The 15,909-nt window shown below is 68.0% G+C and carries 8 protein-coding genes and 3 pseudogenes; 7 read left to right on the plus strand and 4 right to left on the minus strand.

Features of this window, described 5'->3' with window-relative positions:
• Positions 1-89 precede the first annotated feature (89 nt).
• The 3 genes from MSG_RS02085 to MSG_RS02095 all read left to right on the plus strand — a co-directional run bounded on the left by MSG_RS02085 (position 90) and on the right by MSG_RS02095 (position 3,529).
• Complete coding sequence (locus tag MSG_RS02085) at positions 90-1,799, plus strand: acyl-CoA dehydrogenase (protein WP_096436670.1); 1,710 nt, start codon at positions 90-92, stop codon at positions 1,797-1,799.
• Between the two features lie 96 nt (positions 1,800-1,895).
• Positions 1,896-2,597: a TetR/AcrR family transcriptional regulator gene (locus tag MSG_RS02090; protein WP_096436672.1), complete on the plus strand. Its 702-nt coding sequence runs from the start codon at positions 1,896-1,898 to the stop codon at positions 2,595-2,597.
• Positions 2,594-3,529 (plus strand): R2-like ligand-binding oxidase, encoded by a 936-nt coding sequence (locus MSG_RS02095; RefSeq protein WP_096436674.1) that lies wholly within the window; start codon positions 2,594-2,596, stop codon positions 3,527-3,529. The genes MSG_RS02090 and MSG_RS02095 overlap by 4 nt, the downstream gene beginning before the upstream one ends.
• Positions 3,530-3,533: 4 nt before the next feature.
• Here the strand turns inward: MSG_RS02095 and MSG_RS02100 are convergent, their stop codons facing one another.
• Positions 3,534-4,910: an NADP-dependent succinic semialdehyde dehydrogenase gene (locus tag MSG_RS02100; protein ID WP_096436676.1), complete on the minus strand. Its 1,377-nt coding sequence runs from the start codon at positions 4,908-4,910 to the stop codon at positions 3,534-3,536.
• An 82-nt stretch (positions 4,911-4,992) separates the two neighbouring features.
• On the opposite strand from MSG_RS02100, the gene MSG_RS02105 reads away from it, so the two are divergent.
• The 4 genes and pseudogenes from MSG_RS02105 to MSG_RS02120 form a co-directional block, all read left to right on the plus strand.
• Positions 4,993-6,642, plus strand: coding sequence for an acetolactate synthase large subunit (locus MSG_RS02105; protein WP_096436678.1), 1,650 nt, complete (start codon positions 4,993-4,995; stop codon positions 6,640-6,642).
• Positions 6,643-6,691: 49 nt separating this feature from the next.
• Positions 6,692-7,015, plus strand: a pseudogene (locus tag MSG_RS02110) (HNH endonuclease signature motif containing protein); the annotation flags it as partial.
• Positions 7,016-7,049: 34 nt separating this feature from the next.
• The gene (locus tag MSG_RS02115) at positions 7,050-7,958 is read left to right on the plus strand and encodes a LysR family transcriptional regulator (RefSeq protein WP_096436680.1); all 909 of its coding nucleotides are present in this window, start codon (positions 7,050-7,052) and stop codon (positions 7,956-7,958) included.
• A 103-nt stretch (positions 7,959-8,061) separates the two neighbouring features.
• Positions 8,062-9,144: pseudogene (locus MSG_RS02120) on the plus strand (NAD-dependent formate dehydrogenase); the annotation flags it as partial.
• A gap of 171 nt (positions 9,145-9,315) precedes the next feature.
• On the opposite strand, the pseudogene MSG_RS02125 reads toward MSG_RS02120, so the two are convergent.
• From MSG_RS02125 to MSG_RS02135, 3 genes and pseudogenes are all read right to left on the minus strand, one after another.
• Positions 9,316-9,667 (minus strand): annotated as a pseudogene (locus MSG_RS02125) (PPE family protein); the annotation flags it as partial.
• Positions 9,668-10,183: 516 nt separating this feature from the next.
• Positions 10,184-11,632, minus strand: a complete 1,449-nt coding sequence (locus tag MSG_RS02130; RefSeq protein ID WP_096436682.1) for a lipase maturation factor family protein — start codon at positions 11,630-11,632, stop codon at positions 10,184-10,186.
• 36 nt (positions 11,633-11,668) lie between these two features.
• A complete protein-coding gene (locus tag MSG_RS02135; protein ID WP_096436684.1) occupies positions 11,669-15,904 on the minus strand; it encodes an alpha-(1->3)-arabinofuranosyltransferase in 4,236 nt (1,411 codons plus the stop codon).
• Between the last annotated feature and the right edge of the window lie 5 nt (positions 15,905-15,909).

Here is a 15,909-nt window from a genome sequence, read left to right on the forward strand (position 1 = left end):
GCGCGGCGGTGGTCCAACAGGGGTGTTTTTCTACCCGCCTGCTCAAGTACCGTCGCTCTCGTCCAGGTCCGAACCCGCAGGAGTCCGTCATGTTGCTCAATCCCAACCAGCTGCAACGCTGGTACCCCGATCGCCGCTCGGGCGAGATCATGGCGGCTACGGTGGATTTCTTCGAGTCCAGGGGCAAGGCCCGGCTCAAGGAAGACGACCACGAACGGCGGTGGTATTCCGATTTCTTAGACCACGTGGGCCGCGAGCGCATCTTCGCCGCGCTGCTGACCCCGTCGTCCTACGGTGGTGCCGACTGTCGCTGGGACACCTACCGAATCAGCGAATTCGCCGAGATCGTGGGCTTTTACGGGCTGAACTACTGGTATCCGTTCCAGGTCACCGCCCTCGGCCTGGGTCCGATCTGGATGAGTGACAACGAGAACGCCAAGCGCAAGGCCGCTGCTCAGCTGGACGCCGGGGAGGTCTTCGGCTTCGGGCTGTCCGAGCAGACCCACGGGGCCGACGTCTACCAGACCGACATGATCCTCACCCCCGGCGACGGCGGCTGGGTGGCCAACGGCGAGAAGTACTACATCGGCAACGCCAACGTGGCTCGCACGGTGTCGACGTTCGGCAAGATCGCCGACTCCTCAAAGGACGCCGACGAGTATGTGTTCTTTGCCGCCGACTCGCAGCACGACCGTTACGACCTGATCAAGAACGTGGTGAACTCGCAGAACTTCGTCGCCAACTACGCGCTGCGCGACTACCCCGTCACCGAGGCCGACATCCTGCACCGCGGCCCCGCGGCCTTCCACGCCGCGCTGAACACCGTCAACATCTGCAAGTACAACCTGGGCTGGGGCGCGGTCGGCATGTGCACCCACGCCATGTACGAGGCGGTCACCCACGCCTCCAACCGCATCCTGTACGGCACCGTCGTCACTGACTTCACCCATGTGCGACGGCTGCTCACCGACGCGTACACCCGATTGATCGCGATGAAGCTGGTCGCCACCCGCGCCTGCGACTACATGCGCGGCGCATCCGAGACCGACCGTCGCTACCTGCTCTACAGCCCGCTCACGAAGGCGAAGATCACCAGCGAAGGCGAGCGCGTCATCACCGCGTTGTGGGATGTCATCGCCGCTAAAGGTGTTGAGAAGGACACCATTTTCGAGGCCATGGCCCGGGAGATCGGTCTGCTGCCCCGGTTGGAGGGCACCGTCCACATCAACATCGGGCTGCTCGCCAAGTTCATGCCCAACTTCCTGTTCGCCCCCAACAGCGACCTGCCCATTCTCGACCGGCGCGACGACGCGGCCGACGACGCGTTCCTGTTCGCCCAGGGGCCGACCGGCGGCCTGGGCAAGGTGCGGTTCCACGATTGGCGGCCGCCGTTCGACGGCTTCGCGCACTTGCCCAACGTCGCCGTGCTGCGCGCCCAGATCGAGGTGTTGGCCGAGATGTTGGCCGGCGCTACCCCGGATGCCTTGCAGCAGAAGGACATTGATTTCGCATTCGCCGTGGGGCAGCTGTTCGCGGTTGTGCCGTATGCCCAGCTCATCCTGGAGGAGGCGGCGCTGTCCGACGTGGACGAGACGCTGATCGACGCGATCTTCGCGGTGCTGGTCCGGGACTTCAACGGCTATGCCGTCGAGCTCAACGACAAGCCGTCGACCACCGATGCGCAGAGCCGCTTCGCGACGCGGATGGTCCGCCGCCCGGTGCACGACCCGTCGCGCTACGAGCAGATCTGGAAAGAGCACATCGCACCGATCAACGGCGCTTACCAGATGCGGCCGTAGGTTCGGCGCCGCGCGACGGAGGCCGTCGGTACCCGCCCTTGACTGTGGCGTGGCTCACAGTAAGATGACCACTGGTCATTGACGCAAGGAGGCGCGGTGCCGACGGTCACATGGGCGCGGGTCGATCCGGCTCGGCGCGCGGCGATTATCGAGGCCGCCGAGGAAGAATTCGGGGCGCACGGATTCTCCCGCGGCAGCCTGAACGTCATCGCCCGGCGGGCGGGGGTAGCCAAAGGCAGCCTCTTCCAATACTTTGCGGACAAGCGGGACCTGTTCGCGTTCATCGCCGACATCGGCAGCCAGCGCGTGCGCGACTACATGGAGGGCCGGATCCGCGAGCTGGACCCGGGCCGGCCGTTCTTCGAATTCCTCACCGACTGGCTCGACGTCTGGGTTAGCTACTTCGCCGACCACCCGCACGAGCGCGCGCTGCACGCCGCGGCCTCGCTGGAGGTCGACACCGACGCCCGCATCAGCGTGCGGTCCGTCATTCACCGCCACTACCTCGAAGTGCTGCGGCCGCTGGTGCGGGACGCCCAGAGGCGGGGCGACTTCCGCGCCGACGCCGACATCGACGCGATGCTGTCGCTGCTGCTGTTGATCTGCCCGCACCTGGCGCTCGCGCCCTACCTGCGCGGCCTGGACCCGATCCTCGGGCTCGACGAGCCGACGCCCGAGCAACCGGCGCTGGCGGTGCGCCGGCTGGTGGCCGTGCTGGCCGCGGCATTCTCGGCATCGCCTGAAAGCCCAAGCGCCGCCGTCGACTCAGCCCCATTGCGATCTGAGGAGGTCACATGAACAGAACCCGAATTGCCTCGATGGCACAAGGCGGACTCAACTGGGATAGCTTGCCGCTCAAGCTGTTTGCCGGAGGTAATGCGAAATTCTGGAACCCCGCCGACATCGACTTCTCCCGCGATCGCGAGGACTGGGAACGGCTGACCGACGACGAACGCCACTACGCGACCCGGTTGTGCGCCGAGTTCATCGCCGGCGAGGAATCGGTGACCCAGGACATCCAGCCGTTCATGGCCGCGATGCGGGCCGAGGGCCGGCTGGGCGACGAGATGTATCTGACGCAATTCGCCTTCGAGGAAGCCAAGCATGTCCAGGTCTTCCGCATGTGGCTCGACGCCGTCGGCGTCACCGACGACCTGCATCCGTTCATCGACGACGTCCCGACCTACCGCACGATCTTCTACGAGGAACTGCCAGAGTGCTTGAGCGCCTTGACCGTTGACCCGTCGCCGGCCGCCCAGGTCCGGGCGTCGGTCACCTACAACCACATGGTCGAGGGCATGCTGGCGCTGACGGGCTACTACATCTGGCACAAGATCTGCGTGCAACGTGGCATCCTGCCCGGCATGCAGGAGCTGGTGCGGCGCATCGGCGACGACGAGCGGCGCCACATGGCCTGGGGCACCTTCACCTGCCGCCGGCACGTCGCCGCCGACGACGCCAACTGGGGCGTGTTCGAAACGCGGATGAACGAGCTGATGCCGCTCGGGCTGCGCCTCATCGAAGAGGGGTTCGTCCTGTACGACCCGATGCCCTTCGGTCTGTCGACGGACGAGTCCATGGCCTACGCGGCGGACAAGGGGATGCGCCGGTTCGGCACCATCTCCAGCGCCCGGGGGCGCCCGGTCGCCGAGATCGACCTCGACTACTCACCGGTGCAGCTCGAGGATACCTTCGCCGACGAGGACGAAAAGGCCCTGGCGAGCGTCTGAGCCGCTAACCGACCCAGACGGTCTTGGCGTTGACGAAGGCGCGGATGCCTGGGGCGGCAAGCTCGCGGCCGTAGCCCGAACGTTTGACGCCGCCGAACCCCAACTCGGGGTAGGACACCGTCATCCCGTTGATGAAGACTTGCCCGGCCTCGATGTCGTCGATGAAGCGTTGTTGCTCCGCCTCGTCGTTGGTCCAGGCGTTGGACCCCAACCCGAACGTGGTGGCGTTGGCGATCTCGATGGCCTCGTCGATGTCCTTGGCGCGGTACATCGATGCCACCGGGCCGAACACCTCCTCGGTGTACAGCGCCATCTCCTTGGTGATGTCGGTGACCACGGTCGGCGGGTAAAACCAACCGGGCCGGTCGATGGACTTACCGCCCAAGCGGATGGTGGCCCCGGCCGCTGCGGCGTCGTCGACCTGCTTGGCGATCTCGTCGCGGCCCGACTCCGTAGCCAGCGGGCCCACATCGGTGTCCGGGTCGGTGGGGTCGCCGATCTTCAGCGCCTGCATCCGCTCGGTGAACTTCTCGACGAACGCGTCGTAAATGTCGGTGTGGATGATGAACCGCTTGGCGGCGATACAGGACTGGCCGTTGTTCTGCACGCGGGCGGTGACCGCGGTCTTGGCAGCCTCGTCCAGATTGGCCGACGGCATCACGATGAACGGGTCGCTGCCGCCGAGCTCGAGCACCGTCGGCTTGATCTCGTCGCCGGCGATGGCGGCGACCGACTGCCCGGCCGGCTCGCTGCCGGTCAGCGTCGCCGCTGCGACGCGCGGGTCGCGCAGGATGCGCTCGACGGCGCTGGACGACACCAGCAGCGTCTGGAAGCAGCCCTCGGGGAAGCCGCCCCGGGTGATCACATCGGACAGGTACAGCGCGCTCTGGGGCACATTCGAGGCGTGCTTGAGGATGCCCACGTTGCCGGCCATCAGGCCCGGCGCGGCGAACCGGACGGCCTGCCAGAGCGGGAAGTTCCACGGCATCACGGCCAGCACCACCCCGAGCGGCTGGTAGCGGGTGTAGGCGCGCTTCGCGCCCACCGCCTTGGCGTCGGCCGGCTCGTCGGCGAGCAGCTGCTCGGCGTGCTCGGCGTAGTAGCGAAAACCCTTGGCGCACTTGAGCGTTTCGGCCTTGGCCGACTTCAGGGTCTTGCCCATCTCCAGGGTCATCATCGCCGCGACCTCGTCGGCCTCCGCTTCCAAGAGGTCGGCGGTGGCGTTGGCCCACTGCGCGCGCTGGGCGAAGGTGGTGTTGTGGCGGTAGTCCTGATACCGGGCATACGCACGGGCGATCGCGGCATCGACCTCGTCGTCCGTCGCCGGGGTGAAGGTTTTGACTGTCTCGCCGGTAGCCGGGTTGATGGTGGCAATGGGCACGCTGACATCCTTCGGGTTTAATAGTTGGCAATGCGTCCAACACCTAGCCTGCCACTATCGTTCCCTTCAAGGGAGGTGCCGGATGAGTAGAGCGGCTGAACTGATGGTCAAGTGCCTGGAAAACGAGGGCGTTGCCGTGGTGTTCGGCCTGCCGGGCGAGGAGAACATCCGCTTCGTGCAGGCGCTGGCGTCCTCGACGATCCGCTACGTGCTGACCCGGCACGAGCAGGGGGCGGCGTTCATGGCCGAGATGTACGGGCGGGTGACCGGCCGGGCGGCAGTGGTGTCGGCCACGCTGGGTCCCGGCGCGATCAACATGCAGCTGGGCGTCGCCGACGCGACCACCAACAGCACCCCGATGGTGGCGATCTCCGCGCAGGTCGGTCAGGATCGCGAGTACAAGGAGTCCCACCAATACGTCGACCTGGTGTCGATGTTCGCCCCGATCACCCGGTGGGCGGCCAGGGTCCCCACCCCGCACGCGATTCCGGAGATGTTCCGCAAGGCGTTCAAGCTCGCCGAGAGCGAACGCCCAGCCGCCGTCTACCTGGCGGTGCCGGAGAACATAGATGCAGATGCCGCCGACTATCCCGATCTGAACCCGTTGCCGCGCAATGTGGTTCGTGCCGACGCGCCGGCGCCCGGGCAGATCGAGCGCGCGGCAGAAATTCTGCGGGCCGCGAAGCGACCGGTGGTGCTGGCCGGGCACGGCGCCGCCCGCAGCCATGCGACCGAGGCGCTGGTGCGCTTCTCCGACAAGCTCGGCATCCCCGTGGCCAACACCTTCCACGGCAAGGGCGTCATGCCCGACGATCACCCCAACGCCATCGGGACGCTAGGGTTCATGCGGCATGACTACGTCAACTTCGGCTTCGACAACGCCGACGTCGTCGTCACGGTCGGCTACGAGCTGCAGGAGTTCGACCCCGTCCGGATCAACCCCCAGGCCGACAAGAAGATCATCCACATCCACCGTTTCCCGGCGGAGGTCGACGCGCACTATTCGGTCGACGTCGGCATCATCGGCGACATCAGCGCCTCGGTGGATGCGCTCACCGACGCGCTCGCCGGCCACGGCTTCGACGCCGAGCCGGAGGTCCCCGGATCGGGCTTGCTGGCCGAGGAATTCGCTCGGGGACAACAGGATTCGCGCTATCCCCTGGCGCCCGCGCGGGTGGTGGCCGACACCCGAGAGGCGTTGGGCCGCAACGACATCGTGCTGGTTGACACCGGGGCCACCAAGATGTGGATGGCCCGGCTCTACCCGACGTACGAGCCGAACACATGCCTGATCTCGAATGGTTTGTCCACCATGAGTTTTGCGCTGCCGGGGGCGCTCGGTGTCAAGCTGGCCATCCCCGAGTCCAAGGTGTTGGCCGTCGTGGGCGACGGGGCCTTCCTGATGAACTCGCAGGAGATCGAGACCGCGGTGCGCGAACGCATTCCGTTGGTGGTGCTCATCTGGGAGGACGGCGGCTACGGGCTCATCGAATGGAAGATGGATCTCGAACTCGGCGAGCACTACTACGTGAAGTTCGGCAATCCCGACATCATCAAATACGCGGAAAGCTTTGGCGCCAAGGGCTACCGGATTAACAGTGCCGAGGAACTATTGCCGACGCTGCGGACCGCGCTGGCCGACGACGGCGTCTCGCTGATCTGCTGCCCGGTGGACTACTCGGAGAACCTGCGGCTGACCGACCGGCTGGGGGAGTTGGACGAGACGCTCTAGTCATTCGCCAAAGTTATTGTACGAGTGTGCATCCAGGGTGTTCCGGGGCCTGGCCTCCCCAGGCCAACGAATCGTCCTGTACGCCAAGGACCGCGGCTGCAGCGCCCCCGGCTGCACCGTGGGCGGCTACTACTGCGAAGTCCACCACATCACCGACTACGCCTAATCCCACACCACCGACATCAACGAGCTGACCTTCGCCTGCGGCCCGCATCACCGACTCCTGCGACCAAAAGGCTGGACCACCCGAAAACACCCCAACGGCAAAACCCAATGGATCCCCCCACCACACCTCGACCACGGTCAACCCCGCACCAACACCCACCACCACCCCGAACAAATGCTCCTCGACGAAAACGACGACGGCAGGTAACCGCCGCCGCGCGACCTCGTGATCGAATGAGTCCATGCTGTTTCGTCAGCTGGAGTACTTTGTCACGCTGGCCCGCGAGCGTCATTTCGCCCGCGCCGCCGAGGCCAGCCACGTGTCCCAGCCCGCGCTGTCGGAGGCCATCCGCAAGCTCGAACACGAACTAAAGGTGCCGTTGGTCCGGCGCGGACAGAAGTTCGAGGGCCTGACGCCCGAGGGCGAACGGCTGGTGCATTGGGCCCGGCGCATCCTGGCCGACCGTGACGCGCTCACGCTCGAAGTCGCGGCGCTGCAGACCGGCCTCGTCGGCGAGCTGCGTCTAGGCGTGGTGCCCAACGCCGCGACTACCGTAGCGCTGCTGACGGATCCGTTTTGCGCCGCGCATCCGTTGGTGCGGGTGCAGGTGGAGGCCAACCTGCGTTCGGCCGAGATCATCGAACGGATCCGCCGATTCGAATTGGACGCGGGCATGCTCTACCCGGACCGACACGACACCCAGGAACTGCTGGTCACCCCGCTGTATCAGGAACACCAGGTGCTCGTCGTCGGCGGCGACCTGCTGGCCGGGAAGCCCGACACCATCAGTTGGTCTGATGCCCTGGCGCTGCCGCTGTGCCTGCTGACCGTGGGGATGCGCGGACGACGCGTCATCGACGATGCGCTGGCCACCCAGAGCCTGACCATCAATCCGCAACTCGAAACCGATTCTGTCGCAACATTATTCGCGCACATCGCCACCGGTCGCTGGGCGAGCATCGTGCCGCACACCTGGATACGAGTCCTCGGGGTCCCCGCCGGCGCTTCGGTGCTGCGGCTGCACGATCCGTCGGTCACGGCGCCGATGGCGCTCGTCACCAACGCCGCTGAACCCGGCTCGGTCATCACCCGGGTGCTGCTGCAGACCGCGCAGGACGCGGACCTCGGCGAGGCATTCGGCCGCGTTTGAGTCTGATAGGCGGGACCTATCGGCCAGTCGGAATCCCGTCTTGGACAGCGGCGACTCGACGGCGAAACCTGGGAGGGGAGGAACGCGCCCAAAGGAGAATGCGATGGCCAAGTGTGTGATGGTGCTCTACCCGGACCCCGTCAACGGGTACCCGCCGAAGTACGCCCGCGACAGAATCCCGACGATCCAGAGCTATCCCGACGGCAGCACGGTGCCGTCGCCGTCGGGCATCGACTTCACCCCGGGTGAGTTGCTCGGTTGCGTCTCGGGCGCGCTGGGGCTTCGCAAGTTCTTCGCCGACGGCGGCCACGAGCTGGTGGTGACCTCGGACAAGGACGGGCCGGACTCCGAATTCGAGCGTGAGCTCGTCGACGCCGACGTCGTTATCTCCCAACCGTTTTGGCCGGCTTACCTGACCAAGGAGCGGATCGACAAGGCGCCGAACCTCAAACTGGCGCTGACCGCGGGCATCGGCTCGGACCACGTGGACCTCGAGGTGGCCCAGCAGCGCGGGATCACCGTGGCGGAGGTGACCTACAGCAACAGCATCAGCGTCGCCGAGCACACCGTGATGCAGATCCTCACGCTGGTGCGCAATTTCGTACCGTCGCACCGATGGGCCACCGACGGCGGCTGGAACATCGCGGACTGCGTGGAGCGCGCCTACGACGTGGAGGGCATGGACGTCGGGCTGATCGCCGCGGGCCGCATCGGACGGGCGGTGCTGCGCCGGCTGGCCCCGTTCGACGTCAACCTGCACTACACCGACACCCGCCGGCTCTCGCCGGAAGCCGAGAGGGAACTCAACGTGACGTTTCACCCAGACGTGGAGTCGCTGGTGCGCTCGGTCGACATCGTCTCCATCCATTCACCGCTGTACGACGCGACCCGCCGGATGTTCGACGAGCGGCTGCTCGGCACGATGCGCCGCGGCTCCTACATCGTCAACACCGCCCGCGGTGAGGAAACCGTCCCCGAGGCGATCGCGGCCGCGCTGCGCAGTGGGCAGCTCGCGGGATACGCCGGCGACGTCTGGTACCCGCAGCCGCCGCCCGCCGACCACCCTTGGCGGACCATGCCCAATAACGCCATGACGCCGCATGTTTCGGGCACCACGCTGTCCGCGCAGGCGCGGTATGCGGCCGGCACCCGGGAGATCCTGGAGAGTTGGCTGGCCGGTACACCCACCCTCGAGAGGAGCTTCAAACAGGCGGATCGGGTGTCCATGGCGGTGAGCCATGGCCGCCTTTACCGCCGCCGGCATCTTGCAGCTGTCTTGGGCAAAAGGCCTTCGCCGATATGGTCGCGAACTGGGCGGCGCCGGTGCTGCTCAGCCCGGGGTTCTTGTCCTCCAGGTTGCCAACAACGACCGGTTGGCCGCGATCACCGGTGGCGGCACAGTCGCCACGAAGACGGCCTCGTATGCGCCTGCCGCCGCCCTGGCTTGAAGTGCTGTTTGCTCAGCCTGCGCAGCGCTTTTGGCGAGCCATGCGATGTACGGCGCTACCGCGACCGCCATCGTCGTCGCGGACGGGCCGTGCCAGCTGGTACTCAGCTCCGAAATTTGTGATCCGTAAGATGTTGCCGCCCGAATCTAATTCGGCGGCCAATCCATCCCAGGCGGCCGCGGCGGCCAACAGCGGCGCCGGTCCTGGCCCAGAGTAGATCCTGCCGGAGTTGATCTCCGGTGGCAACGCTCCGAAATCCATGTGGTCCCTCCTTCTCCGGGGTGCTATCACCAACAGATGACAGTAGAAGCCACCGATAGCGTTGATGTGCAACGTAATTCGGAAAATTCAGCCATCGCGATCCCATGGCTGCGGGCGCCGCAATGCTCGTGTGACCAGAACACTAGCCAGCTCTGTGGCAACCGAGGCCCGTCGGCACCGACCGTCGCGGCGCCAGCGGAGCCTGCCGAGGCGGGCCGCGGCAGCTCCGGGACTTCGTCGAGCGCGGCAACCAATTAGGCCCGGCCACCTGCGACGCTCTCAGATCTGTCAGGCAGCCAAGCAGAAGATAAATCTGGGAAAAAGTATCCTGAAGAAACTATGTCAATAGATTAAAAATCCGGGTCGAAAAACTAACTTGCGGGACTCTCACCCTGAACGAGGCATTCGCCGCGCCGTCGGTCGAGTCGGCCGAGCGGACAACCTCGTCGCCCGTACTCGGCCGTCGATAACAGTCGACGGCTAAGGGCGCAGGTCAGCGTAAGCCCGGGGATGGAGCTAACCGTGCTGCCGCGAAGGCTCCGCCGGCGCCGCGAGTGGTCCCGCGTAGCCACCGACCAGGGCGCGATGCCACCACGCCCGGTCGCGCCGCAGTTCGGCCGGCGTCGTGAAGCGGTACCGATAGAGCTGGGCGCGCACATACGTCGGCGGCGACGCCGGGAAGGGGTTGTGCCGCAGCAGGCGCAGCGTCGGCGCGTCGTTGCGCAGTAGCCGCTGCAGGAACGGCGTCAGCCACGGCTGCGCGTAGCCCGGTGACAGGGCGGCGAACCACATCAGCCAGTCCAGCCGCAGATGATAGGGCGCAAATTGTCGCGACAGCCGGCCCACCGCGCCGGGCTTGCCCTTGAATTCGTATTCCCGCCAGACCGTTTGCGCGGAGATCCTGGCCTCGTCGGTGCCCTCGATCACCACCTCGCGGCGCACGCGACCGATGCTGCCGAAGGCTCCGTAGGTATTGACCAGATGAAAGGGGTTGAACGACATGTTCATTCGCTGCCGCGACGACAACATGTTGCGTATCGGCCAGTAACTGAGGAACACCACCGCGGTCGCGAAGGTGCACACCGCGACGACGAACCACGCCGGTGGCGAGCCCCAGGTAGGGGCGGCGGGTATCGACAGCAGCGCCGCCAGCGACGACTGGTCGATCGCGCTGCACGCCAAGACGATCGTCACCCAGTTCAGCCAGGCGAAGTTGCCCGACAACACCAGCCACAACTGGGTCACGACGATGATCACCGCGGCCACGGTGGCGACGGGCTGGGGCGCGAACAGCCCGAACGGCACGATCAGCTGGGCAAAGTGGTTGCCCGCCACCTCGATCCGGTGCAGCGGTTTCGGTAGATGGTGGAAGAACCAGCTCAGCGGACCGGGCATCGGCTGCGTTTCGTGGTGGTAGTACAGGCAGGTCAGTTCGCGCCAGCACGGGTCGCCGCGTAGCTTGATCAGCCCGGCGCCGAACTCGACCCGGAACAGCAGCAGCCGCGCCATCCGCAGCGTCAGCACCGGCGGTCCGGTGCGGTCGTTGCCCAGAAAGATCATCAGGAAGCCGGTCTCCAGCAGCAGCGATTCCCACCCGAACGAGTACCAGGCCTGGCCGACGTTGACGATCGACAGGTACAGAATCCACAGGGTCAACCACATCAGCATCGCGACCCACAGCGGCGCCAGGTCGGCCACGCCGGCGACGATCGCCGTCGACAGCGCGGCGCCGAACCAAGCGAGGCTCGCGAAGAGCCGGTCGGAGTAGCGGAGATGGAAGATGCTCGGCGTTCTCCAGAACGATCGGTCAGCCAAAAACCTTGGCACCGGCAGCATTCCGTATTCTCCGATGAGTGCGCGGAACTGGACCGCGGCCGCGACGAAGGCGATCAGGTAGATCGCCGCGGTGCCGCGCTCCAGCAACAGTCTGCCCAGCCAGTACCCGGGTGCGGTAAACCATCCCATGGCCGTAACTCCTCGGACGGCGGCGATTTGACCAACCTAGCAGTCGTCGCGGGAGCGTCCCAGGTGCTCGGGCAGCACGACGACCGACGCGGTCACCGCGGCGAGCGAAATCAATGCCAGCAGTTGAACACTCGCGGAATGGCCGGCATAACCGTCGACCGATCGCCAGGGATGCCGCGACAGTGCCGCGCCGGCGAGGATCAGGCCGCCGGCGCTGATCGCCACGGTGAGCTGGTTACGCAGCCGATCCCGGCGGCGCAGCGCATACCGCAGGCCCAGGGCGCCGCCGACCAGCACGGTCCCGGCCGCCCCCGCGATCAGCGCGCTGGCCGCCACCGCCGGCACCGCGGCCCAGGGCCCGGAGGGCCACGGCTGCGCGGGTGCGTCGTCGGGCCGAGCGCGGCGGGTACGCCACAACGCGAGCACCGCCAGCAGCGGCAGCAACGCCAGGCCCGTCGCCAGCCCGGCCCGGTACAGCGAGTTGGACGCGAAGGTCAGCGTGATGGTTTCGGCGTCTCCCGCGGGCACCACCCAGCCCTGCTGCCAGCCGTTGACCGCGACCGGTGTCAGCCGGGCCCCGCTGCCGGTGCGCGCCACCCAGCCCGGGTTGATGCTCTCGGGAATGACGAGCACCCGCGAGTTGGCCGATGCGGGGGCTCGTATTTCGCGCCGGTCGGCGCTCCAGGCCCCGGTGGTGGCGGCGACCGGGGGCGGACCGGCGGCGCCCCGGTCAAAGCCGGGAGCCGACAACCGCGCGCCGTCCACCACGAACTGGGCGCCAGGGCTGATCAGGAATTCCTGCTGTCCGGCCGGCAGCGCGATCGGCGCGCGGTCGCAGGGGATGGCGGGAATCGGTTCGTCGCCCAGCAGCGCGCCCGCCGTCGTCCGGATCCAGGTGTGCACGAACCGGCCGGCGACCGCCATCACCGGCCCGTGGTCGCAGTCGACGACGATCTCCCGCTCGCGGTTGCGCGCGGAATCCGCGGGCGCGATCGGATTACCGTCGGCGCCGAGTACCGCGACACCGGCCAGTCCGGGCGGCTTGAGCTGGTCGAAGCCCAACGCGTTGCGGTCGATCACGTCCTGCCAGTCGAGCAGGCTCAGCGTGACGGTGTCGGTCAGCCGGGGTCGCAGTGACAGCACGCTCTCGTCGCCGTGTAGTGCCCGTACCTGCGGGCCGTCGCCCAGGTCGACCGCCACCATCGTCGGGTGGGCCGGCAATGCCGAGCGGCTGGCGGTCAGCCGCAGGCCGGCGACCTCCGCCGGGCGCGGCAGCGTCACGGTCAACGTCGGCGGGGTCTTGTACTGCACCACGCGCTGCGGCGCCGTCCACGCCGTGGCCGGGTCGCCGTCGGTGGCCGCATAGGCCGACCCGAGGAGGTCCAGCGCATCCGAATCGCCTTGGGCGCGAGTCGTATTCGGCTCGGCGATCAGGTCGGCAAGTTTTGGGCCCTGCCGCGGGCGCACCCACAGCGCTGGCGTCACCGACACCGGCGTCGCGACGGTCAGGGTCCGGCTGAAGTTGACCGGCTCCTCGGGCGCCAGGGCCATCGACGACGCGCAGCGCACGGAGTCGGGTGCCGGGGCGCAGCCCGGCCGACCGCGTAGGTCCGAGCCCAGGTCCCACGCCGCGACCGGCGCGCCGGGCGGCGGCCCGGGTACCTGCACGGTGTGCCGCAGGTTCACCGGGTGCGCGAAGCCGGCCGCGTCGTACTGCGTAACCGACAGGTCGGTGATGCCGAATTGCACACCGCCGGAACCGTTTTCGGTGCCGATGGCGGTGACCCGCACCCACGGCGTCTCGCCATAGGGCAGGGCGGCGGTCAGCGGCTTGCCGGCCTCGTCGAACCGCAAAGTGGTGCTGCCGTTGGCGGTCTCGATCAGGATGCGCCGGACCTGGGCGCCCACGGCGGTCGCACTGGGCGTCAGGGTGATCGCGGCGTTATTGACCGGGTGGTCGAAATCCACCCGCAGCCACTGCCCGACGGCGGTCTGCAGGGCGTTGGACACCCAGGACGTCGCCGGGTCGCCGTCGATCGCGGCGGCCGGCGAGGTGGCCGGCGCGACGTCGGGCATCGCGGTCGAATCCGACGACGAGCTCGACACGCTGATCCGGCCGCCGGTCCAGCCGCCGTACACCGGGTCGGCGCCCGGGACGGGGTAATCGGGCACGCGGTTGTAGGTGTGCCTGGTGTCCCCGGCGGCGCGAATCGCCGACGAGTGCTCGTCGACCCGGCCGTAGTCCGTCTCGCGCGCCAGCGGAGTGTCCGTCACGGTCACCGGGGCGGCCATCAGCAGGCCGGCGCCGCGGGCATCCCTCAAATCCTGGTTCATCAGTACCGGCCCCAGCGGCGGGAGGCCCTGCAGGCGGCGCCGCTCGTCTAGGCGCAGCAGCACCTCGGGGCCGCCGTCGACGCGGGCCAGCCGGTCGGTGTCGACGAAGTAGGGCGCACCGGGATTGCCGGGCGCGACCCCGCTCGGCGCGACGGAAAAGATCTCGACCGCCGGGTAGCTCGGGCGCAGCCCGCTGTCGGCGACGAACCCGGCCAGGGTACCGGGCCCCACCGGGTCGCCGAACTGCGCGACCTTGACCAGCCCCGGCGAGCCCTCGATGGCGCGGTGCACCAGGATCGGGCGGGCCGAGCGTGACGTCTCGGGATCCAGGTCGTTGCGCAGCACGACGTACGAAATACCTTGGCGGGCAAGGGTATCGGCCAGCCCGGCGGAGGGGAGCCCGGCGGCGAACAGGCGCTGCACCGAATCCAGCGCCCGGATGGTCTGCGGCGGGGTCAACGGGATCGAGTCGCGCACGCCCCAGGGGCTGGTGCCGAGCACCTGCAGTGGCTCGTCGTGGCTGGTGCCCCAGGTCTGGGTGGCGAACGGCGCCCCCGGCGCCACCAGCACGCGTCCGGGGGTGGGCGTCCCGGTGTTGTGCTGGGCGAGCCAGTCGGCGGTCTGCTGCCAATACCGCGGTATCGCGCTGAACGTGCCCGGCGGGGTGAGCCGGCCGGTCCAGGCCAGCGAGGTGCCGGCGGTCAGCGCGGTCAGTATCACGACGCCCGCGGCGACGCGCCTGTCGCGCTCGGGGTGCGCGAAGGCGGGCAACCACACCGTTCGCGGCGCGCTGCCCGGCAGCGGGATCCGGCCCAGCAGCTGCGCGACGCCCAGCACCAGCGGGATCCGGATCACCGATTCCAGCTTGTGCACGTTGCGCAGCGGGGCTCCCGCGGCGTCCAGGAAAACCTGCACCTGGTGGGCCAGCGGCGAGCCCAGCCCCCCGCTGTATCCGACGGCCATCAGGACCACGCCGACCAGCAGCATGGTCACCAGTCGTCCCCGCGCCGGCATCCCCCTGCTGGCCAGCCCGGCCAGGCCCGCCGCCGCGACCAGGGAGGTGGCCAGGATGGCCGCCGACCCGGTCACCAGCGGCGCGCCCGCGGTGGCGGTCGGTGCGACGAACGGGGTCCAGCTGTCGGTGCCGCGCAGCATCTCGGTCAGCGACGACCACTGCGTCGTCACGCCGGACGATTCGATGAAGTCGAGGAACGGCGGGCTGACCTTGCGCAGCAGGACCAGCGCCACCACCCACCACAGCGTCGCCAGGGCCAGGGTCAGCAGCCACCACGCGGTGTAGCGCCGCCACCGTCGGTTGGGCCGATGACTGGCCCACCAGATCACCGCGGGCAGGCAGCCCGCCAGCGTGGCAATGGCGTTGACGGCGCCCATCAGCGCCACTGCCAGCCCGGCCTGGCCGGCCAGCGCGCGCACCGACCGGCCCGAAGTCCCTCGCCCCCCAAATCTCAAAGCGAGGATCGTCGGCAGCAACACCCACGGCGCCAGCATGATCGGCAGCGTCTCCGACGAGATCGAGCCGAGGGTGGTCAGCACACGCGGAGACAGCGCGAACGCCGCGGCGGCGATCACCCGCGACGTCGGGCTACCGATTCCCAGCGCCTCGGCGACTCGCAGCAGACCCCAGAAGCCGACCGTCAGCAGCAGCGCCCACCACAGCCGCTGGGTCACCCAGCCGGGCAGCCCGAGTACGTGGCCGAGCAGAAAGAAGGCGCCGTGCGGAAACAGGTAGCCGTAGGCCTGGTTCTGCGCCTGCCCGAACGGCAGCTGGCTGTTCCACAAGTTGGTGGCGCGCAGCAGGAGCCGCAACGGGTTGGCGGTGAGGTCCAGCTTGGTGTCGGGGGAGGTCCGCCCCGGCGACTGCAGGAACGTCAACGCCAGCGCGAGAATCCCGACCAACACCAGCCAGCGGCGCGACAGCGGGC

The organism is Mycobacterium shigaense, assembly GCF_002356315.1.
Classification (GTDB): domain Bacteria; phylum Actinomycetota; class Actinomycetes; order Mycobacteriales; family Mycobacteriaceae; genus Mycobacterium; species Mycobacterium shigaense.

Bases quoted from the DNA above. Each gene is read 5' to 3' on its own strand.
- MSG_RS02115 (WP_096436680.1), top strand. From the start codon at position 7,050: ATGCTGTTTCGTCAGCTGGAGTACTTTGTCACGCTGGCCCGCGAGCGT.
- MSG_RS02130 (WP_096436682.1), bottom strand. From the start codon at position 11,632: ATGGGATGGTTTACCGCACCCGGGTACTGGCTGGGCAGACTGTTGCTG.
- MSG_RS02095 (WP_096436674.1), top strand. From the start codon at position 2,594: ATGAACAGAACCCGAATTGCCTCGATGGCACAAGGCGGACTCAACTGG.
- MSG_RS02085 (WP_096436670.1), top strand. From the start codon at position 90: ATGTTGCTCAATCCCAACCAGCTGCAACGCTGGTACCCCGATCGCCGC.
- MSG_RS02105 (WP_096436678.1), top strand. From the start codon at position 4,993: ATGAGTAGAGCGGCTGAACTGATGGTCAAGTGCCTGGAAAACGAGGGC.